At 66.8% G+C, this 22,565-nt stretch carries 30 protein-coding genes; 15 read left to right on the forward strand and 15 right to left on the reverse strand.

Going from position 1 to position 22,565, the window contains the following annotated elements; translation table 11 throughout:
- Nucleotides 1-20: 20 nt before the first annotated feature.
- Together GV161_RS20145 and GV161_RS20150 are read left to right on the forward strand one after the other, a co-directional pair.
- Nucleotides 21-572, forward strand: a complete 552-nt coding sequence (locus GV161_RS20145; protein ID WP_152017361.1) for a thermonuclease family protein — start codon at nucleotides 21-23, stop codon at nucleotides 570-572.
- Nucleotides 573-734: 162 nt separating this feature from the next.
- Nucleotides 735-1,655: an AEC family transporter gene (locus tag GV161_RS20150; protein ID WP_152017362.1), complete on the forward strand. Its 921-nt coding sequence runs from the start codon at nucleotides 735-737 to the stop codon at nucleotides 1,653-1,655.
- A gap of 16 nt (nucleotides 1,656-1,671) precedes the next feature.
- Here the strand turns inward: GV161_RS20150 and GV161_RS20155 are convergent, their stop codons facing one another.
- Nucleotides 1,672-1,821 (reverse strand): hypothetical protein, encoded by a 150-nt coding sequence (locus GV161_RS20155; RefSeq protein ID WP_159650305.1) that lies wholly within the window; start codon nucleotides 1,819-1,821, stop codon nucleotides 1,672-1,674.
- Nucleotides 1,822-1,979: 158 nt separating this feature from the next.
- On the opposite strand from GV161_RS20155, the gene GV161_RS20160 reads away from it, so the two are divergent.
- Genes GV161_RS20160 through GV161_RS20180 form a run of 5 tightly spaced genes read left to right on the forward strand, consistent with a single transcriptional unit; the run spans nucleotide 1,980 to nucleotide 4,627 of the window.
- Nucleotides 1,980-2,591, forward strand: a complete 612-nt coding sequence (locus tag GV161_RS20160; RefSeq protein ID WP_152017363.1) for a glutathione S-transferase — start codon at nucleotides 1,980-1,982, stop codon at nucleotides 2,589-2,591.
- Between the two features lie 2 nt (nucleotides 2,592-2,593).
- Nucleotides 2,594-3,058, forward strand: a complete 465-nt coding sequence (locus GV161_RS20165) for a hypothetical protein (RefSeq protein WP_152017364.1) — start codon at nucleotides 2,594-2,596, stop codon at nucleotides 3,056-3,058.
- The gene (locus GV161_RS20170; RefSeq protein ID WP_152017365.1) at nucleotides 3,055-3,528 is read left to right on the forward strand and encodes a hypothetical protein; all 474 of its coding nucleotides are present in this window, start codon (nucleotides 3,055-3,057) and stop codon (nucleotides 3,526-3,528) included. The genes GV161_RS20165 and GV161_RS20170 overlap by 4 nt, the downstream gene beginning before the upstream one ends.
- Nucleotides 3,525-3,989, forward strand: a complete 465-nt coding sequence (locus GV161_RS20175) for a hypothetical protein (protein WP_152017366.1) — start codon at nucleotides 3,525-3,527, stop codon at nucleotides 3,987-3,989. Before GV161_RS20170 ends, GV161_RS20175 begins: the two co-directional genes overlap by 4 nt.
- Nucleotides 3,986-4,627, forward strand: a complete 642-nt coding sequence (locus GV161_RS20180) for a uracil-DNA glycosylase family protein (protein WP_152017367.1) — start codon at nucleotides 3,986-3,988, stop codon at nucleotides 4,625-4,627. The genes GV161_RS20175 and GV161_RS20180 overlap by 4 nt, the downstream gene beginning before the upstream one ends.
- Nucleotides 4,628-4,630: 3 nt before the next feature.
- Here GV161_RS20180 and GV161_RS20185 read toward each other — a convergent pair whose 3' ends face one another.
- Nucleotides 4,631-5,497 carry an NAD(P)-dependent oxidoreductase gene (locus GV161_RS20185; protein WP_152017368.1) on the reverse strand — a complete coding sequence of 289 codons (867 nt, stop codon included), beginning with the start codon at nucleotides 5,495-5,497 and terminating at the stop codon, nucleotides 4,631-4,633.
- Nucleotides 5,498-5,669: 172 nt separating this feature from the next.
- Between GV161_RS20185 and map the strand changes: the two genes are divergently transcribed.
- Entirely contained in the window at nucleotides 5,670-6,422 is a 753-nt protein-coding gene (gene map / locus GV161_RS20190) for a type I methionyl aminopeptidase (RefSeq protein ID WP_152017369.1), read from the forward strand.
- Nucleotides 6,423-6,428: 6 nt separating this feature from the next.
- Here map and GV161_RS20195 read toward each other — a convergent pair whose 3' ends face one another.
- From GV161_RS20195 to GV161_RS20215, 5 genes are all read right to left on the reverse strand, one after another.
- A complete protein-coding gene (locus GV161_RS20195; RefSeq protein WP_152017370.1) occupies nucleotides 6,429-6,659 on the reverse strand; it encodes a type II toxin-antitoxin system ParD family antitoxin in 231 nt (76 codons plus the stop codon).
- A gap of 2 nt (nucleotides 6,660-6,661) precedes the next feature.
- Nucleotides 6,662-7,378: an ABC transporter permease gene (locus GV161_RS20200; RefSeq protein WP_152017371.1), complete on the reverse strand. Its 717-nt coding sequence runs from the start codon at nucleotides 7,376-7,378 to the stop codon at nucleotides 6,662-6,664.
- Nucleotides 7,375-8,085, reverse strand: a complete 711-nt coding sequence (locus GV161_RS20205; protein ID WP_152017372.1) for an ABC transporter permease subunit — start codon at nucleotides 8,083-8,085, stop codon at nucleotides 7,375-7,377. The genes GV161_RS20200 and GV161_RS20205 overlap by 4 nt, the downstream gene beginning before the upstream one ends.
- A 75-nt stretch (nucleotides 8,086-8,160) precedes the next feature.
- The gene (locus GV161_RS20210) at nucleotides 8,161-8,934 is read right to left on the reverse strand and encodes a transporter substrate-binding domain-containing protein (RefSeq protein WP_152017373.1); all 774 of its coding nucleotides are present in this window, start codon (nucleotides 8,932-8,934) and stop codon (nucleotides 8,161-8,163) included.
- Nucleotides 8,935-9,395: 461 nt separating this feature from the next.
- Nucleotides 9,396-9,602, reverse strand: coding sequence for a hypothetical protein (locus tag GV161_RS20215; RefSeq protein ID WP_152017374.1), 207 nt, complete (start codon nucleotides 9,600-9,602; stop codon nucleotides 9,396-9,398).
- A 159-nt stretch (nucleotides 9,603-9,761) separates the two neighbouring features.
- Between GV161_RS20215 and GV161_RS20220 the strand changes: the two genes are divergently transcribed.
- Nucleotides 9,762-10,364 carry a TetR/AcrR family transcriptional regulator gene (locus tag GV161_RS20220; RefSeq protein ID WP_152017375.1) on the forward strand — a complete coding sequence of 201 codons (603 nt, stop codon included), beginning with the start codon at nucleotides 9,762-9,764 and terminating at the stop codon, nucleotides 10,362-10,364.
- 2 nt (nucleotides 10,365-10,366) lie between these two features.
- Here GV161_RS20220 and GV161_RS20225 read toward each other — a convergent pair whose 3' ends face one another.
- The gene (locus tag GV161_RS20225; RefSeq protein ID WP_152017376.1) at nucleotides 10,367-11,596 is read right to left on the reverse strand and encodes an MFS transporter; all 1,230 of its coding nucleotides are present in this window, start codon (nucleotides 11,594-11,596) and stop codon (nucleotides 10,367-10,369) included.
- Nucleotides 11,597-11,760: 164 nt separating this feature from the next.
- The gene (locus GV161_RS20230) at nucleotides 11,761-12,861 is read right to left on the reverse strand and encodes an ornithine cyclodeaminase family protein (protein WP_244624283.1); all 1,101 of its coding nucleotides are present in this window, start codon (nucleotides 12,859-12,861) and stop codon (nucleotides 11,761-11,763) included.
- A gap of 31 nt (nucleotides 12,862-12,892) precedes the next feature.
- Here GV161_RS20230 and GV161_RS20235 point away from each other — a divergent pair, with 31 nt between their 5' ends.
- Nucleotides 12,893-13,354, forward strand: a complete 462-nt coding sequence (locus tag GV161_RS20235) for an Lrp/AsnC ligand binding domain-containing protein (protein ID WP_110490538.1) — start codon at nucleotides 12,893-12,895, stop codon at nucleotides 13,352-13,354.
- Nucleotides 13,355-13,402: 48 nt separating this feature from the next.
- Here the strand turns inward: GV161_RS20235 and GV161_RS20240 are convergent, their stop codons facing one another.
- A complete protein-coding gene (locus GV161_RS20240; RefSeq protein ID WP_152017377.1) occupies nucleotides 13,403-13,990 on the reverse strand; it encodes an isochorismatase family protein in 588 nt (195 codons plus the stop codon).
- 74 nt (nucleotides 13,991-14,064) lie between these two features.
- Here GV161_RS20240 and GV161_RS20245 point away from each other — a divergent pair, with 74 nt between their 5' ends.
- Nucleotides 14,065-14,688, forward strand: a complete 624-nt coding sequence (locus tag GV161_RS20245; protein WP_159650306.1) for a TetR/AcrR family transcriptional regulator — start codon at nucleotides 14,065-14,067, stop codon at nucleotides 14,686-14,688.
- Nucleotides 14,689-14,703: 15 nt separating this feature from the next.
- Here GV161_RS20245 and GV161_RS20250 read toward each other — a convergent pair whose 3' ends face one another.
- From GV161_RS20250 to GV161_RS20265, 4 genes are read right to left on the reverse strand one after another with little or no spacing between them, the layout of a single operon-like run.
- Nucleotides 14,704-15,189 (reverse strand): Lrp/AsnC family transcriptional regulator, encoded by a 486-nt coding sequence (locus tag GV161_RS20250; RefSeq protein WP_159650307.1) that lies wholly within the window; start codon nucleotides 15,187-15,189, stop codon nucleotides 14,704-14,706.
- Nucleotides 15,186-16,238: an agmatinase gene (speB, locus tag GV161_RS20255; RefSeq protein WP_152017380.1), complete on the reverse strand. Its 1,053-nt coding sequence runs from the start codon at nucleotides 16,236-16,238 to the stop codon at nucleotides 15,186-15,188. The genes GV161_RS20250 and speB overlap by 4 nt, the downstream gene beginning before the upstream one ends.
- Nucleotides 16,225-17,907, reverse strand: coding sequence for an SDR family oxidoreductase (locus tag GV161_RS20260; protein WP_152017381.1), 1,683 nt, complete (start codon nucleotides 17,905-17,907; stop codon nucleotides 16,225-16,227). Before GV161_RS20260 ends, speB begins: the two co-directional genes overlap by 14 nt.
- Nucleotides 17,904-18,323, reverse strand: coding sequence for a thiol-disulfide oxidoreductase DCC family protein (locus GV161_RS20265; protein ID WP_152017382.1), 420 nt, complete (start codon nucleotides 18,321-18,323; stop codon nucleotides 17,904-17,906). The genes GV161_RS20260 and GV161_RS20265 overlap by 4 nt, the downstream gene beginning before the upstream one ends.
- Before the next feature lie 312 nt (nucleotides 18,324-18,635).
- On the opposite strand from GV161_RS20265, the gene GV161_RS20270 reads away from it, so the two are divergent.
- Nucleotides 18,636-19,721, forward strand: a complete 1,086-nt coding sequence (locus tag GV161_RS20270; protein WP_152017383.1) for a TRAP transporter substrate-binding protein — start codon at nucleotides 18,636-18,638, stop codon at nucleotides 19,719-19,721.
- A 243-nt stretch (nucleotides 19,722-19,964) separates the two neighbouring features.
- Nucleotides 19,965-21,059, forward strand: a complete 1,095-nt coding sequence (locus tag GV161_RS20275; protein WP_152017384.1) for a TRAP transporter substrate-binding protein — start codon at nucleotides 19,965-19,967, stop codon at nucleotides 21,057-21,059.
- A 138-nt stretch (nucleotides 21,060-21,197) separates the two neighbouring features.
- On the opposite strand, the gene GV161_RS20280 is transcribed toward GV161_RS20275, so the two are convergent.
- Complete coding sequence (locus GV161_RS20280; RefSeq protein WP_152017385.1) at nucleotides 21,198-21,509, reverse strand: cupin; 312 nt, start codon at nucleotides 21,507-21,509, stop codon at nucleotides 21,198-21,200.
- A 111-nt stretch (nucleotides 21,510-21,620) separates the two neighbouring features.
- On the opposite strand from GV161_RS20280, the gene GV161_RS20285 reads away from it, so the two are divergent.
- Nucleotides 21,621-22,067, forward strand: a complete 447-nt coding sequence (locus tag GV161_RS20285) for an Lrp/AsnC family transcriptional regulator (protein ID WP_159650308.1) — start codon at nucleotides 21,621-21,623, stop codon at nucleotides 22,065-22,067.
- 97 nt (nucleotides 22,068-22,164) lie between these two features.
- The gene (locus GV161_RS30955) at nucleotides 22,165-22,560 is read left to right on the forward strand and encodes a porin (RefSeq protein WP_193219605.1); all 396 of its coding nucleotides are present in this window, start codon (nucleotides 22,165-22,167) and stop codon (nucleotides 22,558-22,560) included.
- Nucleotides 22,561-22,565: the final 5 nt, after the last annotated feature.

A 22,565-nucleotide genomic window follows, 5' to 3' on the forward strand; every position in this document is an offset into this window, starting at 1 on the left:
AAATCGTTAAGCTTATCCTGATGGCGCGCTTCAGATTCACGACAGGCAGCTACGGACCGTTCGGCTGGCGGCGGGTCGGCCGATCCGTCGACTTCGTCGTAGCCCTTGGATTCCTTCTGCTTTTGGCGATCGCGGGAGCAGTCCTGCAGTACCGTCTCGGCTCAGGGCGCGATCTCGCCGGAGCGGCCGAGGCGATCGATGGCGATTCGATCAGGCTCCTTGGCGAAGAGTTGCGCCTGGAGGGCATCGACGCGCCGGAATACCGGCAGACCTGCCGCGATCGTACCGGTGGCGAGATCGCCTGCGGCCGGCAGGCCAGGCGTGCCCTGGCCGCGATGCTGGCGCTCGGCAACGTCAACTGCACGATCTCCCGGGCCGATCGCTATGGCCGCGGACTGGCGCGCTGCCGGCAGGGCGACGCCGAGATCAACGCGGCTCTGGTGCGCCAGGGCCACGCGGTCTCCTATGGCGCCTACCAGGCCGAGGAGGCCGAGGCGAAGGCGGCCGGCCGCGGCATCTGGGCGACGAGCTTCGAACGGCCGCAGGACTGGCGCCGCAGCCATCCGCGCTGAACCCGGGCAGAGCCATGCGAATTCCTCAATCCTGCTGGCGGCCCAGGTATTTTCCTCTCCGGCACGGGCGACCTAAAGAAGGATCGTCTTCACGCTCCCCTGCCGGATTCGTTGCCGCATGACATTGCTGCCCGCTTGGCCACCCGCCTGTGAGTTCCCGGCATGATCGGCGCGATCCTGCTCGCGCTGGCGCCGATCGCCCTGCTGATCGCGCTCGGCCACGCCATGCGGCGCCTGCGCTTCCTGCCCGATGCGTTCTGGCCGCAGGCGGAGCGGCTGAGCTACTACGTGCTGCTGCCGGCCCTCTTCACGCACGCCTTGGCGATGGCGGATCTCAGGGGGCTGCCCGTCGCCGAGCTGGCTTTGACGCTGATCGCGGCGATCATCACCGTCGCGGCCGTGCTTGTCCTGGCGAAACCCTGGCTCGGTTACAGCGATGCCGCCTTCACCTCGGTCTTCCAGGGTGGCATCCGCTTCAACAACTATGTCGGCCTGAGTGCGGCCGGCAGCATGCTGGGCGCATCCGCACTGCCGCTGGCGGCCGTGGCCAACGCTGCGATCGTGCCGACCGTCAACGTGCTCTGCGTCCTCGTCTTCGCCCGCTGGGGCTCGGCCCAGCCGACCCTGCGCGGCATCCTGCGGGGTCTTGCCCTCAACCCGCTGCTGATGTCTTGCGTGCTCGGCATCGCCATCCAGCTCAGCGGCCTCGGCCTGCCGCCCGGCGTCGAGGGCTGCCTCAAGGCGCTCGGCCAGGCCTCGCTGCCGATCGGTCTGCTCTGCGTCGGCGCGGCGCTCGACTGGGGTGCGCTCGGCCGTGGTCTGAAGCCGGCGCTGGTCGCCTCCGTCGTCAAGTTCGTGCTGATGCCGCTCGCGACCTATGCGGCGCTGAAGGGCTTCGGCCTTGGCGGCCCGGCGGCGACGCTCGCCATCCTGTTCCAGGCGCTGCCGACCGCCTCGTCATCTTATGTAATGGCGCGCCAGCTCGGCGGCGATGCGCCGCTGATGGCCGGCATCTGCGCGCTGCAGACGGTGGTGGCGGCGGTTGCGGTGCCGCTCGCGCTGATCCTGCTTGCGCCGGGGTGACCGCTCGGGAGAGTGGTCACATGGGCTCGCGCGGATCGTCCCTGCTCGCTCCATCCAGCCGCGCGGTACCCGGCTGACGAGCGCGCGACCAGAAGGTTGCGAGCATCAGCCCCACCGGAATGGCGAGGACGACGATCCAGACGACGAAGCTCCAGTCTTGCGGCATTGCCTCCCTCCTTGCGGCTGATCAATCGCTGCAACGTGGCTTTGTTCCCGGCCTCGGCCGTGCTGTCGTCTTGCCGCCGTCTTTGCAGGCTGAACTCTTGACAGGGCGGCGTGGGCACCGTGAAACCGCGATGTCCGAGACGGCGAAAGGCTAGGGGCATGAAGCTCTATGATGGCGGGCGCGCGCCCAATCCGCGGCGGGTCCGCATCTTCTTCGCCGAGAAGGGCGTGCCCTTGCCCGAACTCATCCCGGTCGACATCGCAAGGAAGGAGCACCGGACGCCGGAGTTCACCCGGATCAACCCGTCGCAGCGCCTGCCGGTGCTGCTGCTGGAGGACGGCACGGCGCTGGCGGAGACCATCGCGATCTGCCGCTACATCGAGAGCCTGCATCCGACGCCGCCGCTGTTCGGCTCCGCCCCCAAGGAGGCGGCCCTGATCGAGATGTGGAATCGCCGCATCGAGCTCGGCCTGTTCTCGGCGGTTTCGGCCGTGTTCCGCCACGGCCATCCCGCGATGGCCGAGCTCGAGGACCAGGTGCCGGAATGGGCCGAGGCCAGCCGCGAGCAGATCGACGATCATCTCGTGCTGCTCGACCTGCAGCTCGGCGCCAATCGCTTCCTCTGCGGCGACGAGCTGACGGTCGCCGACATCACCGCCGGCATCGCCATCGACTTCATGAAGCCTTCGCGCATCCCGCTTCCGGAGGATTTCACGAACATCCGGCGCTGGCATGGCGAGCTCTCGGCCAGGCCGAGCTGGAAAGTCTGATCATGCGCCTGCCGCTGATCCTGCTTGCTCTGATGGTCCCGCTCGCCGCGACGGCGATGGAGAAGCTGACCGGCGAGCAGATCAACCGCGCCTTCACCGGCAACACGGTCAGTGGCCGCTACACCGGCGGCGGCTTCTTCACCGAGTTCCACGACCCTGATGGGCGGGCGCTCGGCAACAATGGCTGGCAGGAGAATCGCGACGCCTGCTGGATCACCAAGGGTGATTCCGTCTGCTATTATTACGGCCCGCCGGGGGAGCGGACGACGCATTGCTTCACCGTCGAGCTGACCGATAGGCTCTATATCCTGCGCAATCTCGACAATGGCCGGATCAATGCGGTGGCGACCATCGAGCTCGCCAATCCGCGCAACCACACCGACGGCGGCAAGCCCTGGTATTGCGACGGGCTGATCTCGCGCGGCCCGCAGGGGCCGCTGATGTCGCGACGCGTGGCGGCCTGGTGAAGCGGTCCGGCAGGGTCGCGGCGCTGCTGGCGCTCTGCGTTTCGGCGACGAGCACGTTCGCGGTCGAGCGTCTGACCGGCCAGGAGATCCGCAAGCTCTTCGAGGGCAATACGGTCGCCGGCCGCTACAATAACGGCTTGCCGTTCAGCGAGTATCATCACCAGGACGGCCGCGCGACCGGGCATAACCGGCATGTGCAGAACACGGATGCCTGCTGGACCACGACCGACGAGGCCGTCTGCTACTATTACGGCCCGTTCGCGACCCGCCGGACCTATTGCTTCACCGTCGAGCGCAGCGGTTCGCTCTATGTGCTGCAGACCCATCGGACTGGCCGCATCAACGCTATCGCCACGATCCAGCCGGGCGATCCCGAGAAACATGCCGATAAGGCGCCGCCCTGGCATTGCGACGGCTTGATCTCGCAGGGCCTGCCGCCGTCGATCTCGTCGCGGCTCGCCTCGCAATGAGGTTTGCGGCGCTGCTGCTGCTCGGGCTCTCGGTCGCGGGGAGCGAGGCATTCGCCGTCGAGCGGCTGACCGGTGAGCAGATGCGCCAGCTCGTCGAGGGCAATACCGCGACCGGGCGCTACAGCAGCGGCGAGACCTTCAGCGAGTTCCATCACGCCGACGGGCGGGTGAGCGGCTACAACCGCGATCGTGCAATGCCGAACCGCGATGCCTGCTGGACCACGACTGAAGATGCGATCTGCTATTATTACGGCCCGATCGAGACCCGGCAGACCTATTGCTTCACCGTCGAACGCAGCGGCACGCTCTATGTTCCGCGCAGCGTCGCCAGTGGCAGCATCATCGGCGCCTTCGCCATCCAGCCCGGCGATCCCGAGAAGCACGCCGACAAGGTGCCGGCCTGGTATTGCGATGGGTTGATCTCGCAGCGAAAGGGCCGGGGGCGGCTGGCCGGGCGATGAGCGGGCAGGGGGACGATGCGCCGGAAGCGCTCGGCGATGTCCTCGTCGAATTGCGCGCCTGCCGCATTTGCCGGGACGAGCCGGTCTATCTGCCGCGCCTGCCGCACGAGCCGCGTCCCGTCATCCAGGCCGAGGCGAGCGCGCGCCTCTTGATCGCGAGCCAGGCGCCGGGCACACGCGTCCATGCCAGCGGCAGGCCTTTCACCGACCGCTCCGGCGACCGGCTGCGCGATTGGCTCGGCCTCGACCATGCTCGCTTCTACGACGCTTCGCGCGTCGCGATCGTGCCGATGGGCCATTGCTTCCCCGGGCTTGACGGAAAGGGCGGCGACCTGCCGCCACGCCGCGAATGCGCGCCGGCCTGGCGAAGCCGCGTGCTCGCTGGCCTGCCGGAGATCGAGCTCATCCTGGTGATCGGCCGCTATGCCCAGGCCTGGCATCTCGGTCCGAAGGCGGCGGCCGACCTGACGGCGACCGTCGCCGACTGGCGCAATATCTTCGCCGGGGATCGCCGGCCGCGCATCCTGCCGTTGCCGCACCCCTCCTGGCGCAACAATGGCTGGCTCCGGAAGAACCCCTGGTTCGAGGCGGAGCTGGTGCCGGTGTTGCGGGCGGAGGTGGCGCGGCTGGTCGGTTGAGCCCTACGGCTCCAGCCGCTTCAACAGGCTCGACGTATCCCAGCGGCCCCCGCCGAGCTTCTGCACGTCGGCATAGAACTGGTCGACCAGCGCGGTGACGGGCAGCCGGGCATGGTTGCGGCGGGCTTCGTCGAGCACGATGCCGAGATCCTTGCGCATCCAGTCGACGGCGAAGCCGAAATCGAACTTGTCGGCATTCATCGTCTTGCCACGGTTCTCCATCTGCCAGGAGCCGGCGGCGCCCTTCGAGATCACCTCCAGCATCGCCTCGACATCGAGGCCGGCGCGCTTGGCGAAGTGGACACCCTCGGACAGGCCCTGGACCAGTCCGGCAATGCAGATCTGGTTGACCATCTTGGTGAGCTGGCCGGAGCCCGCGGGGCCCATCAGCCGGCACATCCGGGCGAAGCTGGCGATCACCGGCTCGACCCGGGCATAGGTCGCCTGGTCGCCGCCGCACATCACGGTCAGCACGCCGTTCTCGGCGCCGGCCTGGCCACCCGAAACCGGCGCGTCGACGAAGCCCAAGCCGGCCACGGTTGCCGCCGCATCGAGTTCGCGCGCGACATTGGCGGAAGCGGTGGTGTGGTCGACGAAGACCGTGCCCTTGCCCATCGCGGCGAAGGCGCCGTTCTCAGCCGTCGTCACCGAGCGCAGATCGTCGTCATTGCCGACGCAGCAGAACACGATCTCCTGGCCTTCCGCGGCCTGGGCCGGCGTCGGAGCATGGACGCCGCCATGCTGCGCCACCCATTTCTGCGCCTTCTCCGGCGAGCGGTTGTAGACGGTGACGTCGTGGCCCTTGGCCTTGAGATGGCCGGCCATGGGATAGCCCATCACGCCGAGACCGAGGAAAGCGACTTTGGCCATGAGGTGCTCCGCTGCAATCGTCTGAAAGGTCATTGCGGCTTTAGCGCGCCGGGGAAGGCGAGGGAAGCGATGCAGGCGCGATAGCAGCGATCGCGATTCCGCAGAGATCGCGCATGGGCAGTCTGCCACGCCCTGCCTTGCCGGCCTCGCTGAAATCGGTCAGGAACCCGCCATGACCATCACCAATGACGAAGAGCTGCAGGCCTTGCGCGAGATCGGCCGTATCGTCGCCGATACGCTGGGCGCGATGGGCAAGGCGCTCGAACCGGGCATCACCACGGCCGAACTCGACGCGATCGGCCGCGAAATGCTCGAAAAGCACGGCGCGCGTTCCGCCCCCGAGACCGTCTATGGCTTCCCGGGCGCCACCTGCATCAGCATCAACGAGGAGGTCGCCCACGGCATTCCCGGCGAGCGCCGGATCATGGTGGGCGATCTTGTGAACATCGACGTCTCCGCCGAGAAGGCCGGCTATTTCTCCGATACGGGCGCGTCCTTCACGGTGCCGCCGGTCGATCGCCGCATCGAGAAGCTGTGCCGCGACGGCAAGCGCGCGCTCTGGGCCGGGCTCGGCCAGGTCGGTGCCGGCAAGCCGGTCGCCGGAATCGGCGAGGCTGTCGGTCGTTTCGCCCAGAAGAACGGCTATACGCTGGTACGAAACCTAGCCAGCCACGGCATCGGCCGTTCGCTGCACGAGGAGCCGAAGGAGATCGCCACCTGGCCCGAGCGCTCCGAGCGCCGCGTCATGCAGAAGGGGTTGGTCTTCACCGTCGAGCCGTTCCTGTCGCTGGGCGCCGATTGGGCGGAGCATGCCGAGGGCGACAACTGGACCCTCTATTCCGAGCCGCGTGCACCGACGGTTCAGTACGAGCACACCGTGGTCGCGACCGCCAACGGCCCGCTGGTCCTGACCTTGCCGGGCTGAGCGGAGCTATCGCGCGAGAGCTGCAGCGAAGAGCTCCTCGCTCGAACGCGAACCGATGCCTCTGTTCAGGCCCTCGTCGACAAAGCGCTGCATGGCGATGATCTTGTCGGTGTGCGCCTGATCCCGTCGGATCAGGTCGCACACATAGTCGCTCGGGCTGGCATAGCGGCCGCTCTCGGTCTGGGCCTCGACCCATTCCTTCATCGAAGCCGGCAAGGACACGCTGATCGTCGCCATCTTCACCGCAACGCCATGTGCCGCGTCAGCCTGAGCTCGATCCGGTCCCAGACCCGGCGGATGATCTCTGTCAGCGTGAGATAGATCAGCGCCGCATAGAGGTAGATCGACAGGTCGAAGGAGCGGGCGAAGGCGAGGCGTGTCGCGCCCATCAGGTCGAACAGCGTCACCAGAGAGGCGATGGCGCTTGCCTTGATCATCACGATCAGCTCGTTGCCGAGCGGGCGCAGCGCCAGGATCATCGCCTGGGGCAGGATCACCCGGCGCAAGGTCGCCCAGCGATGCAGGCCGAGCGCAAGTGACCCCTCGAACTGGCCGCGCGGGATCGACTGGATCGCACCGCGCAGGATCTCGGCCTGATAGGCGGCGGTGTTGATGGTGAAGGTGAAGAGCGCACAGTAGAACGGCTCGCGGAAGAACCACCACAGGCCGATATCCTGCCAGAACAGCCGGAACTGGCCGAAGCCGTAATAGACAAGGAAGAGCTGGCAGAGCAGCGGCGTGCCACGGAAGAAAGTGGTGTAGCCGTTGATCGCGATCTGTGCCCAGCGCGGCCCGTAGAGCCTGGCGATGGCGAGACCGATCGCGAGCACGAAGCCGAACGCGACCGAGAGCACCACGAGCTCGAAGGTGAGCCACAGGCCGTTCGCCATCCGGCAGCCGTAGTTCTGCAGGACCTCGCTGCCGATCAGGTAGCCGGGATATTCGCACCAGTTCATCGCGTCGCTCCGCCGAAGGCGGCGAAGCCGCGATTGGTGCGTTGCTCGAGCTTGCCGATGCCCCAGGCGGAAACCAGCGAGAAGAAGAAGTAGAGCAGCATCGCCGTACCGAAGAACAGGAACGGCTCCTTGGTCACGACGTTGGCGCGTGTCGCGATGAACATGATGTCCTGCAGCGTGATCACCGAGATCAGCGATGTCTCCTTCAGCAGCACCATCCAGTTGTTGCCGAGGCCGGGCAGGGCGACGCGGATCAGTTGCGGGAAGACGACGAGCCGGAAAGCCTGCGCCTTCGACAGGCCGAGCGCCGAGGCAGCCTCGCGCTGGCCCTTCTGGATCGAGTTCAGCGCGCCGACCCAGACCTCACTGGAGAAGGCGGCGAGCACCATGCCGAGCGCGACCATGCCGGCGACGAAGGGCGGGATCGAGAAGCCGCTCCAGGCCTTCTGCACCAGGACCTGGATGCCGAAATAGATGATGTAGAGCGTCAGCAGCTCGGGCACGCCGCGGAAGACGGTGGTGTAGATCGTCGCCAGCGAGCGCAGCAGCATGCTGTCGGAACGCTTCCACAGCGCGATGATCAGGCCGAGCGCCAGGCCGAAGGGCAGGGTCGCGAGCGCGACCGAGATGGTGTTGGCCGCGCCTTGCAGCAGGGCCCAGCCCCAGCCGCCGGGGCCGAAGCCGAGCAGTGCGAATTTGTCGAACATGGGAGAGCCGGCGCGCGAGGAGATGAGTCCCGCCGGCCTTTATCCGGCCGGCGGGAAGGCGTCAGCGGGTCTGGCTCACTCGTACTTGAACCACTTGGCCTCGAGCTTCTTCAGCGAACCGTCGGCGACGGTCTCGGCGATCGCCTTGTTGACCAGGTCCTTCAGCGCGGTATCGGCCTTGCGCACGGCGCCGGCGACGCCCGCACCATGGATCGCGTCGTCGCGGGTCACCTCGGCAATCCGCTTGCAGCAATCCTTGCCCTGTCCCTTCAGGAAGTCGGCGAGGGCGAGCGCGTCGGCGACGATGTAGTCGAGGCGGCCGTTGAGCAGGTCGAGATTGGCCTCTTCCTGGGTCGGGTAAAGGCGCGCGGTCGAGTCCTTGTAGAACTTCTCGACATAGTTGGCGTGGATGGTCGAGCCCTGCGCGCCGATCGACTTGCCCTTCAGGGTGGCGGGCGAGATGTCGGCCGAGGCTGTGCTCTTCGGGCCGATCATCCAGATCGGGGTCTTGCTGTAGGGCGTGGTGAAGTCGACCTGCTTCTTGCGCTCCTCGGTGGCGTTCATGCCGGCGAGGATGATGTCGTATTTGTTGGCCTGCAGCGCCGGGATGATGCCGTCCCAATCCTGCACCACCCAGCTGCACTTCACCTTCAGCTTCTCGCAGAGAAGGTTACCGTAATCGATCTCGAAGCCTTCCAGCTCCTTCTTGGCGTTGAGGTTGTTGTAGGGCGGATAGGCGCCCTCCGTGCCGATTCGGATTTCCTTCCACTCCTTGGCCTGGGCGAGCGCCCCGGTGGCGCCGACGACCGTGAGCGCTGCGGCTGCGACGAACTTTGCGAAACCTTTCATGGGACCTCCCCTTGGATCTGGCCAACCGGGCGTTTCGAGTTCCCGCATCGGCTTGTGCGCGACAGCTTGTGCGATCATCGGGGCGGGCCGCAAGTAGGCTCTTGCAGCTTTTCCGAGCGTGCCTGCACAAGGATGGTGCAAGGCAAGGCGCTGTTCTTATTGGTGAAAACAGGCGGTAGCGACGGATTTGCGCTGCCGCGGTCGAGGCGGCTGCACACGGATTTTGTCGCTTGGGTTAGCGTGCTCCTGCTGCGGGGACGCTGTCGCAGCGTTTCAGCCGCCGATCCGGCGCGGCGTTTGGCGCACAGGCTTGCCTTTCGAACACGGTCGCATTCATGGCGCTCTCCCTCGTTTCCGCGAGGGTAAGGCTGTGCAAACAGCCGAGGCGGGTCGCTATGGTCCAGTGTTGCAGCCGAATCTGTCGCGGTGGCGACAGATTCGGACAGGTGAGAGCCGCTGTCTCAGCGCCGGGCGATCGGAATGACGAGATAGACCATGCCGAGCACCATCGGCGGCACGGCGAGCGCCGTCACCGACCAGGTCGACCAGCCGGACGTCAGCGGCGCCAGCAAGGCCAGGATCGCGTTGATCAGCAGATAGGCACCCAGCATCAGCGTTCCCAGGAAGCGCAGGCGGGCGAGAATGGGGTTGCGGGTAAGGGTGGTCATGGCTATCTCCATAACGGAACGTTCCGTTTCGTTATTATTGATAGATACGGTCCGTTTCGATATCAAGCCGTCTGATGCAAGATCGTACTTGCAGCGAGCGTGCTTGCCGGGACGGGCGCAAAAGGCGCTGCTGCAGGGTCGAAGCGAAGAGGGGCGACGATGAAGGCCGTGAAAGCCGCAACTCCGGTTCGCCGCGCTTCGATCGGCGCGCGGCGCAACCCGGCCTCGCAGGCCGCGATTCTCGCCGCTGCCCGCGCCGTGCTGGCGGAGGAGGGCTATGCCGGCTTCTCGATCGATGCGGTCTCGCGCCGCGCGGGGGCCGGCAAGCCGACGATCTATCGCTGGTGGAAGAACCGCGCCGATCTGCTGATGGAGGTTTATGCCGCCGAGAAAGCGATGATCCGGGCCGTGCCGAGCGACGACCTCGCCCATGATCTCGCCGAGCATACCCGGGCGCTTTGGGGCTTCTGGTGCGGCACGCCCTCGGGGCACACCTTCCGGGCACTCCTGGCCGAGGCCCAGAGCGATCCCCAGGCACTCGCGGCGCTGCGCGAGAAGTTCCTGCCCGAGCGGCTGCAGGATGTGCGCGGCCTCTTCACCGCCGCGGCTGCGCGCGGCGACATTCCGGCCGATGAGGTCGAGGCCAGGCTCGCGCTCTATATCGGCTTCAACTGGTTCTACGTCCTGACCGACCAGCTCGAGGCCGGGCAGGCCTCGATCCCGGCGGCGATGCGCCTGATCGCGGCGCCGACGCCGCGCTGAGATCAGGCGCTGGCAGCCGCCGCTCTGTTGCGCCCCCTCGCGTCCCACGCCGTCACCAGCCAGATCGCGAAACCTGCCAGCGCAAGGCCCGCGCCGACCCAGCCGGTCGAGGTCCAGCCATAGCCGGCGGCGATCGCCATGCCGCCGAGCCAGGGGCCGAGCGCATTGGCGGTGTTGAAAGCGCTGTGGTTCAGCGCCGCCGCCAGCGTCTGCGCATCCTGCGCGACATCCATCAGCCGGGTCTGCAGGGGCGTGCCGAGCCCGCCGCCGCAGCCGATCATGAAGGCGACGACCGAGATCGACCAGATATTGCCGGCGGCCAGGGGGAAGAGCGCCAGCGAGCCGGCGGTCCAGAGCAGGATGATCGCGATCGAGGCCATCGGCATCCGGTCCGCCAGCCAGGCGGCGGCGAGCGTCCCGAAGGTCAGGCCGAGGCCGAAGATCGCTAGCACCACCGGCACCATCGTCGGCGCGACCTGCGTCACCTCGACCAGCGTCGAGGCGAGATAGGTGTAGACCGCGAACAGCCCGCCGAAGCCGACGGCGCCGATGGCGAGCGTCAGCCAGACCTGGCGATGGCGCAGTGCCCCGAGCTCGCGCATGGCGCTGGCGCCGGACTGAGGCCGGTCCTTCGGCGCGAACAGCGCGATCAGGATCACCGTGGTCAGCGCCAGGGCGGTGACGACGCCAAAACCCCAGCGCCAGCCGAGCGCCTGGCCGAGCCAGTTCGCCAAGGGCACACCGAGGATCGTCGCGATCGTCAGCCCGAGCATCACCCGCGCCACGGCGAGCGCGCGCCGGTTCGCCGGCACCAGCGAGGCCGCGACCAGTGCCGCGACGCCGAAATAGGCGCCGTGCGGCAGTCCGCTGAGGAAGCGGAACAGCAACATCCAGCCATAGCTTGGCGCGAGGGCGGAGAGACCATTGCCGAGCGCGAAGGCCGCCATCAGCCCGATCAGGAGCGTGCGGCGCGACAGCTTCGTCGCGAGCACCGCGATGATCGGGGCGCCGACCACCACGCCGGCGGCGTAGATGCTGATCACGTGCCCGCCCGTCGGCTCGTCGATCCCCAAGCCCACCGAGAAATAGGGCAGCAGGCTCATCACCGCGAATTCGGCTGTGCCGATGGCGAATCCGCCCATCGCCAGCGCAAACAGGACGAGGCCGACGCGCGGCGCGGCAGTGGAGCGGGCAGGGCGCGCGAACGCGTCTCCCGTGCTCGAGAGGCTCATGACGATGGTCCGGAATGATTTTTTGTGGCGCGGCGCGAGGATGCGCGCATTGCGCTGCAGCATATGCTCGCGTCATGCATGAATCGCAAGTATTTGCTGATGCGACTCGGTATGAGCAGAAGAGCCATGCGGAATGCGCATGGCTCTCGCGCGATTCCGCGGTTCTATAGCGAGATGTTTCGGCCGATGCCTCGGCGCTTGGCCTCACGGAAAGCAAGGTCGGCCGCCACCATGTCTTCCATGGCGACGCCCATGGCCTTATAGATGGTGATTTGCTGATCCGACGTCCGGCCCGGTCGCCGTCCCAGCAGCATCGCGCCAAGGTCGGTGCCGGACTCGGGGTCGATATCGGCGAGTTCGCAGCAGCCCACCGGAGTCGGCGCGAAGGCCTCCCGCGCCTCGACGAAGAGGCTGCCGCGAGCGATCAGGTCGATCGGCAGCTCGCCGCCGGGCGGCGCGACGCCGACCGAGGACACATGCGTGCCCGGTTGAACCCAGTCGGCGGATATAGCGGGGACATAGGAGTGCGTCGCAAGGCAGACGACATCGGATGAGCGCACCGCGGCTTCGAGGTCGGCGACGGCCGTCACCCTCGGATGGCGTGACGCCAGCGCCTGCGCATCGGCGAAAGTCTTGGAGAAGACCCGGATTTCGTCGAAGTCGCGCACCAGCGGCAGCAGATGGAGATGCTGGCTCGCCTGGACGCCGGCACCGACGACGGTGGCGATCCTGGCATCGCGTCGCGCCAGCTCCCGCACCGAAAGCACCGCCGACCCGGAGGTGCGGACCGCCGTGATATAGGTCCCGTCCATGATGCAGACGGGCATTCCCGTCTCCGGATCGAAGAGATGGATCGTGGCGAGATGGCTCGGAATGCCCCGGGCGATGTTGCCTTCGAAGACGTTGACCAGTTTTACCGTCAGATGCATGCCCGCCATCCAGGCCGGCATCGCCAGCGAATAGCCCGCATCGGGAATATCGAGCTGTGGTCGCGCTGGAATGACGACGCGCCCATCGGAAAGGGCCTTGAAGCCCTCCGCCAGCGCGTCGAGCAGCTCGCGCAGATCGATACAGTCCCTGACCTCCGCTTCACTCAGCCAAAGAAGTTCGATCTCGCCTTTTGCGTGATTGCTCGATGAGGTTCGTGTGTCGTCCATGATGCTGATCGCCTTTGGTCGTCCTGGCGGTGAGTGCCTTTCAAACGGTATTGCGGCGATCTGGTGTGATGAAATATGCTGATTTTGGTTCATTTGCGTGATTGTCACGCAATGAAGCCCTTTGAAACGTGAAACCAAAATGAGCGATCTGGATCGTATCGACCGCACGCTGCTCGGGCTGTTGCAGGAAGACGGCCGCCGCACTGTGCTCGATCTCGCCCAGCGTGTCGGGCTCTCGCCGACCGGGGCGTCGCAGCGGATCAAGCGCCTCTTCAGCGAGGGCTTCATTCGCGCCGTCAGGGCGGTGCTCGAGCCGTCGAAGATCGGGCGCGGCACGCTCGTCTTCATCGAGGTCAGGCTCGATCACACCGCCCCGCATGTCTTCGACCGCTTCGCCGAAGCGGTCGCGAAGGCGCCCGAGATCATCGAATGCCACATGGTGATCGGCGGTTTCGACTATCTGGTCAAAGCCCGGATCGCGGACATGGCGACGTTCCAGGAGTTCCTGCAGCGGGTCATCCTGCCGCTCCCGGGCGTCAGGGAGACCCACAGCTACGCATCGATCGGCGATGTGAAACCCGATGCGCTCTTGCCGCTTTGACGGTCGTTGCCGCTTCGGGCTGAGGAAGTCCTGCCGCCGGCGCTGGCCTCATGCGGCCTGGGTGATGGCGCTGACGATCTCGGCGACGCGCCGGACCCGCGAGACGCGCGGCAGGGTCGAGGCGATAGCGAAGGCGTGCAATTCCGCGCTGACCGAGCTCGAGGCGTCCTCGGCGACGATCACATCATAGCCGTGCTGCCAGGCATCGCGCGCTGTCGATTCGACACCGAAATTGGTGGCGATGCCGCCGATCACGACGGTCTCGATCCGCCGCCGCCGCAATTGCAGGTCGAGCTCGGTGCCGTAGAAGGCGCTCCAGTGCCGCTTGGTGACGGAGATGGCCGCCGGCAGCGCGGCGATCTCAGGGGTGAGCTCGGACCAGTCGGCCGGGAAGCCGCCCGGCGGCAGCATCATCGGCTGGTCGATCGCCTGCGGCGGCAGGTCGGACCGGTCGGGTGCGAACGCGACCCTGACCGTCGCGATCAGGCCGCCGGCTTTGGCGAAGGCCTGCCCGAGCGCGGTCGTGTTGGCGATGAGGGTTGTCCGGTCATAGGGTGCGAGCGGGAAGGCGAGCGTTCCCTTCTGCATGTCGATGAGGACGAGGGCGGTTTTGCGAGGGTCGAGCTGGAGCGTCATCGGTATCTCCGTCAGGGAGCGCGGCCGAGGTGGCCTTTATACGAGGATATCCTCATGTTCGTAGATTTATGAGCATGCCCTCACAAAATTCAAGCCCCCCGGCGGAGAAGACCGCCAAAGAACCGAGTCGCAGCCGTGGCCTGAAGCGAGTCTCGGCGCTGCTCGACGGTGCCAGCGCGGTCTTCGCCGAGACCGGATACGAGGCGGCGACGATGACGCAGGTCGCTGCGCGCGCCGGCGCCTCGATCGGCTCGCTCTACCAATTCTTTCCGACCAAGGAGCATGTCGCCGCGGCGCTGCATGCCCGCCATCTCGATGCGCTCGCCGGCATGCTCGACCTGCTCGCGGGGGAGGTGCGCGGTCAGCCGATCGAGGCGGTCGTGGATGCGCTTTTTGCCCGCTTCGTCGCCTATCTCGAAGACAATCCGGCTTTCCTCGCCGTTGGCGAGCGCCGCAGTCTCGATCCCGCCGTCAAGAAGGAGGCGCGCGCCCGCTTGCGCAGCCGCATCGCGGCGTTGCTCACGGCAGTCGAACCGCCGATTGTCGAGGCGCGCGTCGCCTCGCTTGCTGCCGTGACCCTGCATCTGATCCGGGTCGCTGCACTGTTGCGCGCGGATGACGATGAGAGCATACGCGCCCCGGCCATCGCCGAATTGCGCGCCATGCTGAAGGGCCATCTCGCTGGGCGGGAAGGCTGAGGGCAGGGCCGCCCGCTACTCCTCCAGCAGCGGATAACCCTCGAAATCCTTCAGCGCCTTGAGAGCGAAGGTGGTGGCAATCCGAGCGATGCCGAGCTGGTTGTCGGCGAGCCAGGCGCCGGTCAGTTCCTCATAGGCGGCGAGCGAGGGCGCGACGATGCGGGCGAGGTAGTCGGCCTCGCCGCTGATCACCAGGAGCTCGACCACGTCCGGACAGGCGCGCAGCACCTTCTCGACCCGCTCGCGCCGGCCGACCGAGTGATCGCGCAGCGAGATCTGGGCGAAGGCGATGATGGCGTGGCCGGCGAGTTCGGGCGCAAGCCTTGCGCCATAGCCGACGATCAGCCGGGAGGCCTCCAGCCTGCGCATCCGCTCCAGGCAGGGCCGGGCCGAGAGCCCGACCCGTTCCGACAGGACCTGATTGGTGATCCGGCCCTCCGCCCGCAGGATCGCGATGATCTGGCGGTCGATCGCGTCGAGCTGGAGCGCCTTTCGCTTCACGGCCTGCCCTTGCCGGCGGCCTGTGCCTCGGCGATCAGGCAGAGTTCGAGGAAGAGCACCTGCGCCGCGCATTGCGCCGTGTTGCTGGTCGCATCGTATTGCGGCGCGACCTCGACCACGTCCGCGGCGACGATGTTCTTGCCCTTCAGCCCGCGCAAGATGGCGAGCGCCTCGCGCGGGGTGAGGCCGCCGACCTCCGGCGTGCCGGTGCCGGGCGCGAAGGCCGGATCGAGCGAATCGACGTCGAAGGAGACATAGGTCGGCCCGTCGCCGATGATGGCGAGCGCCTTGGCGATGACGGCGTCGAGGCCCATGCGGTCGACCTCGTCGGCATGGATCACGGTCATGCCGGACTCATAGGAGAACTCCCAGAGATATTCGGCGCCGCCGCGGATGCCGATCTGGATGACGCGCTCGGGATCGAGCACGCCGTCGAGCACGGCCTGCCGGAACGGCCCGCCATGGTGGAACTTCGAGCCCTCATAGGGTCCGGACGTGTCGCAATGGGCGTCGATATGGACCATGCCGACCGGGCGCTTCTCGCCGACGGCCTTCAGGATCGGATAGGTGATCGAATGGTCGCCGCCGACGCCGAGCGTCGAGACGCCGGCCTTCACGATCTGCTTGAAGGTCGCCTCGATGTCCTCGTGGCAGCTCTCCAGCGAATAGCGCGAGCGGAACGGCACGTCGCCGATATCGGCCGCCTTGATCAGGTTGAACGGCGCCGTGCCGTTGACATGGTCCATCGGCCCCATGCGCTCGACGGCGCGCACCGCGCGCGGGCCGAGCCGCGTGCCGGCCCGGTTGGTGACGCCCAGATCCATCGGCAGGCCGATGATCGCGACGTCGAGCCCGCCGAGATCGGGCTGGCTCAGGGCCTCCGGCCGGTAAGGCGCGTTGATGAAGGTCGCGACGTCCGAAAACGGCCATTTGCGCCGGTCGCCCTGGAACTGCCCAGCCGCGACCTTTGCAAAGCGCGGATCATGGATGTCGGCGCCGCTCGCCCCGGCGTAGCGCGCCCTGAGTTTTGCAAGTTTATCCTGGTCCATCGCTTGGTCCCCGAGGTTTGAGCCAGCCGCGATAATGCGCCAGCAGGCCGAAGAAGGGCAAAGAGAGCTTCACGTCGAAACGGAAGCGGCCATCGGCGTCAACCGTCTCGCGCGCGTCGGCCGATGGCATGAGAAAGCGGGGCAGGGGCAGGCCGAAGACGCGCCAGTTCGCGATCGGCAGCGCAAGGCCTTCGCGGTCGCTCTGCGCGGCAAGCGTGAACGAGAACGGGCCGAAGGCCTCGCGCAGCTCGCCATTGCGATCGACGCTCAGGCGCGAATGGAAGCGCTGGCCGGCGAAGTTGCGGGTCCAGGTCTCGCAGCTCTCGTCGAGCGAATCGCCACGGGCGACGCTGACCGTGACCGGCAGGTCCGTCCCGGCTGTGGGCAACCCGAACAGCCGGCAGAGCAGGCCGATCATCGCCCCATCGCCACGCGCGATGTCGGCCCGGCCGCGCCAGACCGGTTCGGCGTCGGCGGCGTGGAAAGCCCGGATCGTCGCCGGGAGCATCGCAAAGGCTTGTGCGCCGAGCACCGTCTCGAACAGGGCAGGGCCGACAGTGCGCTCGTCCTGGCTGGTGCTGATCGCATAGGGCGCCATCTCGGCCTCGATCGCGGCGAGGTCGAGCGCCTCGGCGGCCGAGCGTGCGCCGGGAGCGATCTCATCTGCCAGCAGGGCGCGCACCGCCGCCGCTGCCGCCAGCGTCGGCACTTGCGGGCCATCGTCGTTTTCGGCCAGCAGCGACCAATAGGCCCGCCGCGGTCGGCCCTTGCTGTCGATGCCGGAGATGGCGACGCGCATGCCGCCGCGATCCGAAGTCCAGAGCCGCGTGATCCGGCGCGCCTTGACGAGATAGGGCACCAGCGGTGCGAGATCGGCGACCCAGCCATGGCGGCGAAGCCAGGCGAGCAGCGCCAGGCCCCATTGCTCGATTCCGGCTTCCAGCCCGGCCGCGAAGCTGACGCGCGAGCGTACGGCGAAATCGGGGCCTAGCGTCTCGGCATCGACCGTCTCCACCGGTGCGACCCGTCTCGGGCCGAGGCCCGGCATGTCGATGACCTCGCCGGTCTCCCAGCCAGACGTCGTCTGCAATTCGCCTTCGCGCCAGACCGGCACCGGCCTGCCGGCATAGCTCAGGACCGCAGCGATGACCGCCGGCCCGACCTCGCTGCGCCCGCCCGGCGTGATCGCGATGTCGAGCGTATCGAGCCGCTGCCAGCCTTCGCTGAGTTCCCGTGCCGCTGCGGCCGAGAGCGCCGGCGTCGAGCTGGCGCCGGCCAGCGCGACGAGGCCGCGCTGTCTGGCGATCTCGTCCAGCTGCGGCCCGTATCCGGCGAGGTAGCCGCGCGCATCGGCGAGGTCGACGATATGGGCGCCGAGCAGGAGTGCCGCGGTCGGCACCTCGTAGCCCTGGTGCTGGAACGGCCCGGAGGCGTCGATCACCAGCCAGGGCTTCAGCGCGCTGAGCGAGGCGACCAGATCCTTGTCGCGATCGAACCCCGCACCGCTGACCGGCACGCTCGCCTCGGCCGCCAGATCCTGTGCCAGCGCCTGCGCCTTGCCGGCGCTGCGCGAGGTCAGGATCAGATCGAGGCCGTTCATGCGCGAGAGATGGCGCGCCAGCCGCCGGCCGAAGACGCCGGTGGCGCCGATCAGGACGACGCGCCTCATCGGCTCTCCGGCAGGGTGAAGCGATGGCGCGTCGCGGGATCCGGCATGTCGCACGACGTCTTCTGGCCGAAGAGTCGGTAGCGATTGCGCGCGACGCGATCGTAAAGCCAGTCTCGCCAGGCTTTCGGCAATGCGCGGCCTAGCAGCAGCAGGCGCACCGGCCCGTTCAGATGGCGGGCGAGCGCCAGAACGCCGTCGGATTTCGCCAGCGTCCGGCCGTTCTCGATGAAGAGGAAGCTGTCCGGCTCGTCAGGGTCGATGCCGTGCGCCTGCGCGAGCGCGCGCCCTTCGTGCGACTGGATCGCGACGAAGCGGATGTCGTGGTCGCGCTCGTGCCGCAGGGTGTAGCGCACGCCGCCGGAGCAGAGCACGCAGACGCCGTCATAGAGCCAGATCGGGGCGGGGATGCTGGTCATCGGGCCTCTTTACGGGAGAGGTTGACCGGGCGGGGAAAAAGTTTCATGCGCTTCCTGCGCAGCCGTGCCATGCTCTGCGTGCAATTGTCGAGTGACCTGAGACAGTTGACGATCTTGCAACGATTGGGGGGAGTGCTGCGCAAATCTTGTGCAAGTATAGATTCGAGGTGAGCCGATTAACCGTGGGTCAACCCGGGCCGCCGCTTCCGATCACCGCTGCATAACACCAAGGTCGTCCTACAAATGTCGCCTGCGCTGGTGCTATTGCTGCCCGGGCGCGGCGATGAACGTCGAAACGAGGAGATGCCCCATATGAAGCGTCGTCAGTTCCTGCAGGTCGCTGGTACCGGTGCGGCAGTGTCCGCTGTCGCCATGCCGGCGGTTGCGCAGTCGAATCCCGAGGTGAAGTGGCGCCTGGCGTCGAGCTTCCCGAAATCGCTCGACACCATCTATGGCGGCGCCGAAGTCATGGCGAAGATGGTTTCCGACCTGACCGACGGCAAGTTCCAGATCCAGGTCTTCGCTGCCGGTGAGATCGTGCCGGCCCTCCAGGCGGCCGACGCCGTCAGCAACAACACCGTCGAGATGGCCCATACCGTCTCATACTACTATGTCGGCAAGGATCCGACCTTCGCGATTGCAGCCTCGGTGCCTTTCGGCCTCAATGCCCGCCAGCAGAACGCCTGGCTCTTCCAGGGTGGCGGCAACGAGCTGTTCAACGAGTTCTACAAGAAGTTCAACATTTACGGCCTGCCTTGCGGCAACACCGGCGCCCAGATGGGCGGTTGGTTCCGCAAGGAGATCAAGAGCGTCGCCGACATCAACGGCCTGAAGATGCGCATCGGTGGTATCGCCGGCTCGGTCCTGCAGAAGCTCGGCCTCGTGCCGCAGCAGATCGGCGGCGGCGACATCTATCCGGCGCTGGAGAAGGGCACGATCGACGGCGCCGAGTGGGTCGGCCCCTATGACGACGAGAAGCTCGGCTTCTCGAAGGTCGCGCCCTACTACTACTATCCGGGCTTCTGGGAGGGCGGCCCTTGCGTCCACGCCTTCGTCAACCTCGAGAAATGGAACGCGCTGCCCAAGGCCTACCAGGCCGCGTTGACCGCCGCCTGCACCTACGCCAACACCCAGATGGCGGCGAAGTACGACGTGCAGAACCCGGCTGCCCTGAAGCGCCTCGTCGGCGCCGGCACGCAACTGCGTCCGTTCCCGCAGGACGTGATGGAAGCCTCGCTCAAAGCTTCCAATGAGCTCTATGCCGAGATCTCGGCCAAGAACGCCGACTTCAAGAAGGCGATCGACGCCATGGTTGCTTTCCGTGGCGACCAGTATCTCTGGTGGCAGGTGGCGGAGCTGACCTTCGACATTTTCCAGGTCCGCAACCGCGGAAAGTAACAGCCGCCAGCACGCTGGCGACAACGAAGCCCGGCCGCGAGGCCGGGCTTTTGTTTTGCTCGGCCAGCGCTGGTGGGCTGTGCGCTGATGCCAAGATGAGTTAGACCAAATACCTATGCGAAAATCGCATGGGGGTCATGTCTTGCGCTTGCGCTCGGGCCGCAGATCGCCTCTTCTGACGCTCTTGCGCGCGAACCGGAAAACACCGGCGCGCCTCAGAAAGCTCTGGGAGGAGCGCCCCGAATGAAGCGTCGTCAGTTTCTGAAAGTCGCCGGTGCCGGCGGCGCCGCCAGTGTCATCGCCGCACCGGCCATTGCGCAGTCGATGCCGGAGGTGAAATGGCGCGTCACCTCTTCGTTCCCGAAATCGCTGGACACCATCTACGGCGCCTCGGAAGTGCTGGCGAAGGCGGTCTCGGAGGCGACCGATGGCAAGTTCCAGATCCAGGTCTTCGCGGCCGGCGAGATCGTACCGGCGCTGCAGGCGGCCGACGCCGTGACCAACGGCACGGTCGAGATGTGCCACACCGCCTCCTATTACTATGTCGGCAAGGATCCGACCTTCGCTTTCGGTACTGCGGTGCCTTTCGGTCTCAATGCTCGTCAGCAGAACGCCTGGTTCTACCATGGCGGCGGCATGGACCTGCTCAACGAGTTCTACAAGAAGTACAATATCTACGCGGTGCCCGGCGGCAATACCGGTTGCCAGATGGGCGGCTGGTTCCGCAAGGAGATCAAGACGGTCGCCGATCTCCAGGGGCTGAAGATGCGCATCGGCGGCTTCGCCGGCCAGGTGCTGAGCAAGCTCGGCGTGGTGCCGCAGCAGATCGGCGGCGGCGACATCTATCCGGCGCTGGAGAAGGGCACGATCGACGCGGCCGAATGGGTCGGTCCCGCCGATGACGAGAAGCTCGGCTTCAACAAGGTTGCGCCCTATTACTACTATCCCGGCTGGTGGGAGGGCGGCGCTTCGCTGCACTTCTTCATCAACACGGCGAAGTGGGAGGGCTTGCCGAAGATCTACAAGTCGATCCTGACGACGGCGGCCGGCCTTGCCAATATCGACATGCAGGCCAAATACGACGCCCGCAATCCGGCGGCGCTGAAGCGCCTGGTCGGCGGCGGCGCGCAATTGCGGCCGTTCTCGCAGGAGATCATGGAAGCCTGCCTCAAGGCGTCCAAGGAGGTCTATGCCGAGACCAACGCCAAGAACCCGGACTTCAAGAAGATCTACGACGCGATGTCGGCCTTCCGCGGCGACGAATATCTCTGGTTCCAGATCGCCGAATACACCTACGACAACTTCATGATCCGCGCCCGCGCGGGCAACCTGCTCTGAGAAGAGGGCGGCTGGCCGGTTCGCCGGCCAACTCGGCATCACGCCAACCCCGGCCGCGAGGCCGGGGTTTTTCCGTTCAGAGCCATTCCAGCAGAAGTGTGTAGCGGTTCTGCGTCCGGAATTGCGTCAGGCCTTGCCTCAGACGCTGCCGGCGCGCTCGATCACCAGGACGCGGGCGGGACCGACGGGATGGGCGACATGGGCGTCCCCGTCCTGCGCGTGGAAGATATCGCCACGGACCAGCCGCTGCACGCTCTCGACGCCCTCAGTGCGGGTGTGCATGTCGACCTCGCCGTCCAGGACGACGAAGACCTCCGGGCCATCGTTGACGTGCCATTCATAGGGCTGGTCGGTCCAGTGCAGCCGGATGGTGGCGTCGTCGATGCGCTCGATGTCGAGCGCCTCCCAGGCGCGGCTGCCGGTGAAATCCTGCGGCTTGATCGTCCTCATTCGCGTTCTCCGATGATGGAAGAGGCCCGGAATCTTCACCGCCGCCGCCGTCCATGCCATAGGCAAGACGCCGGCTACGCCTGCGATCGGCGGTTTCTGGAGGGATGTCGCTTGCGAAACGACGGTGAGCTCGACGCCATCGACCGGAAACTGCTGGCGCTGCTCCAGGCCGATGCGCGCGCCTCCTTCACGGCGCTGGCGCGCGAAGCCGGACTTTCGCGCACTGCGATCCAGGAGCGCATGACGAGGCTCGAGCGCGCGGGCGTCATCCTCGGTTACAGCGTCAGGCTCGCAAACAGGCCGAAGGCGCCGGCCATCCGCGCAATGCTCTCGCTGCGCATCCGCACGCGTCCCTGCGCCACCGTGCTCGATCGCTTCAGGAGCTGGCCGGAGGTCGTCGCCTGCTATTCGCTGGCTGGTCCCGTCGACGCGATGCTGATCGTCGAGACGGACGATGCGGCGGCCTTGTCGGGATTGGTCGACAGGCTGAGCGCGGTGCCTGGCGTCGGCGAGATCGAGACGGCGCCGATCCTGGCGGAGAGCGTCAGGGTCGGTTGAGGCGCAGCTGGCCTAGAGAGCGCGTTCTCTCTCATCCGGCTCTAGCCCGGCTTTGTTCGAAGCGCTATCCTGCCAGCCCAAGCAAATCGGGGCACTCATGAAGCTGCCACTCGTCATCATCCTCGCGACCCTGGGTCTGCCGGCGCTCGCCGCCGCCCAGTCGATCGGCGAGCCGCTTCCCGGTCGCGGTCCCGTCAACGCCAAGCCGGCCGCTGCACGGCCCGCGCCGAGCCAGGCGGCGCGTCCCTGTCCGGAATACGGGCCGGGCTTCGTCCGCGTCGAGGGCTCCTCGGCCTGCGTCCGCGTCGGCGGCGGGGTCCGTGTCGAATTCGGCAAGACCTCTGGCCGCCGCGGCTACGGCTACGGCTCCGGTGCCGATGCGATGGTCTATGGCGAGGCGCGCAGCCAGAGCTCCGTCGGTGAGGTGCGCGCCGTCATCAGCGGCCGCGGCCGGGTCGACAACAACCTGAACAACGGCTGGCAGCGCTGGTGAGGCCG

The sequence above is a fragment of the Bosea sp. 29B genome, from assembly GCF_902506165.1.
Taxonomy (GTDB): Bacteria; Pseudomonadota; Alphaproteobacteria; order Rhizobiales; family Beijerinckiaceae; genus Allobosea.

What these genes read in the sequence shown, in the direction of transcription:
- GV161_RS20145 (WP_152017361.1), top strand. Translation starts at nt 21, where the DNA reads ATGGCGCGCTTCAGATTCACGACAGGCAGCTACGGACCGTTCGGCTGG.
- GV161_RS20150 (WP_152017362.1), top strand. Translation starts at nt 735, where the DNA reads ATGATCGGCGCGATCCTGCTCGCGCTGGCGCCGATCGCCCTGCTGATC.
- GV161_RS20155 (WP_159650305.1), bottom strand. Translation starts at nt 1,821, where the DNA reads ATGCCGCAAGACTGGAGCTTCGTCGTCTGGATCGTCGTCCTCGCCATT.
- GV161_RS20160 (WP_152017363.1), top strand. Translation starts at nt 1,980, where the DNA reads ATGAAGCTCTATGATGGCGGGCGCGCGCCCAATCCGCGGCGGGTCCGC.
- GV161_RS20165 (WP_152017364.1), top strand. Translation starts at nt 2,594, where the DNA reads ATGCGCCTGCCGCTGATCCTGCTTGCTCTGATGGTCCCGCTCGCCGCG.
- GV161_RS20175 (WP_152017366.1), top strand. Translation starts at nt 3,525, where the DNA reads ATGAGGTTTGCGGCGCTGCTGCTGCTCGGGCTCTCGGTCGCGGGGAGC.
- GV161_RS20180 (WP_152017367.1), top strand. Translation starts at nt 3,986, where the DNA reads ATGAGCGGGCAGGGGGACGATGCGCCGGAAGCGCTCGGCGATGTCCTC.
- GV161_RS20185 (WP_152017368.1), bottom strand. Translation starts at nt 5,497, where the DNA reads ATGGCCAAAGTCGCTTTCCTCGGTCTCGGCGTGATGGGCTATCCCATG.
- map (WP_152017369.1), top strand. Translation starts at nt 5,670, where the DNA reads ATGACCATCACCAATGACGAAGAGCTGCAGGCCTTGCGCGAGATCGGC.
- GV161_RS20195 (WP_152017370.1), bottom strand. Translation starts at nt 6,659, where the DNA reads ATGGCGACGATCAGCGTGTCCTTGCCGGCTTCGATGAAGGAATGGGTC.
- GV161_RS20200 (WP_152017371.1), bottom strand. Translation starts at nt 7,378, where the DNA reads ATGAACTGGTGCGAATATCCCGGCTACCTGATCGGCAGCGAGGTCCTG.
- GV161_RS20205 (WP_152017372.1), bottom strand. Translation starts at nt 8,085, where the DNA reads ATGTTCGACAAATTCGCACTGCTCGGCTTCGGCCCCGGCGGCTGGGGC.
- GV161_RS20210 (WP_152017373.1), bottom strand. Translation starts at nt 8,934, where the DNA reads ATGAAAGGTTTCGCAAAGTTCGTCGCAGCCGCAGCGCTCACGGTCGTC.
- GV161_RS20215 (WP_152017374.1), bottom strand. Translation starts at nt 9,602, where the DNA reads ATGACCACCCTTACCCGCAACCCCATTCTCGCCCGCCTGCGCTTCCTG.
- GV161_RS20220 (WP_152017375.1), top strand. Translation starts at nt 9,762, where the DNA reads ATGAAGGCCGTGAAAGCCGCAACTCCGGTTCGCCGCGCTTCGATCGGC.
- GV161_RS20225 (WP_152017376.1), bottom strand. Translation starts at nt 11,596, where the DNA reads ATGAGCCTCTCGAGCACGGGAGACGCGTTCGCGCGCCCTGCCCGCTCC.
- GV161_RS20235 (WP_110490538.1), top strand. Translation starts at nt 12,893, where the DNA reads ATGAGCGATCTGGATCGTATCGACCGCACGCTGCTCGGGCTGTTGCAG.
- GV161_RS20240 (WP_152017377.1), bottom strand. Translation starts at nt 13,990, where the DNA reads ATGACGCTCCAGCTCGACCCTCGCAAAACCGCCCTCGTCCTCATCGAC.
- GV161_RS20245 (WP_159650306.1), top strand. Translation starts at nt 14,065, where the DNA reads ATGCCCTCACAAAATTCAAGCCCCCCGGCGGAGAAGACCGCCAAAGAA.
- speB (WP_152017380.1), bottom strand. Translation starts at nt 16,238, where the DNA reads ATGGACCAGGATAAACTTGCAAAACTCAGGGCGCGCTACGCCGGGGCG.
- GV161_RS20260 (WP_152017381.1), bottom strand. Translation starts at nt 17,907, where the DNA reads ATGAGGCGCGTCGTCCTGATCGGCGCCACCGGCGTCTTCGGCCGGCGG.
- GV161_RS20265 (WP_152017382.1), bottom strand. Translation starts at nt 18,323, where the DNA reads ATGACCAGCATCCCCGCCCCGATCTGGCTCTATGACGGCGTCTGCGTG.
- GV161_RS20270 (WP_152017383.1), top strand. Translation starts at nt 18,636, where the DNA reads ATGAAGCGTCGTCAGTTCCTGCAGGTCGCTGGTACCGGTGCGGCAGTG.
- GV161_RS20275 (WP_152017384.1), top strand. Translation starts at nt 19,965, where the DNA reads ATGAAGCGTCGTCAGTTTCTGAAAGTCGCCGGTGCCGGCGGCGCCGCC.
- GV161_RS20280 (WP_152017385.1), bottom strand. Translation starts at nt 21,509, where the DNA reads ATGAGGACGATCAAGCCGCAGGATTTCACCGGCAGCCGCGCCTGGGAG.
- GV161_RS30955 (WP_193219605.1), top strand. Translation starts at nt 22,165, where the DNA reads ATGAAGCTGCCACTCGTCATCATCCTCGCGACCCTGGGTCTGCCGGCG.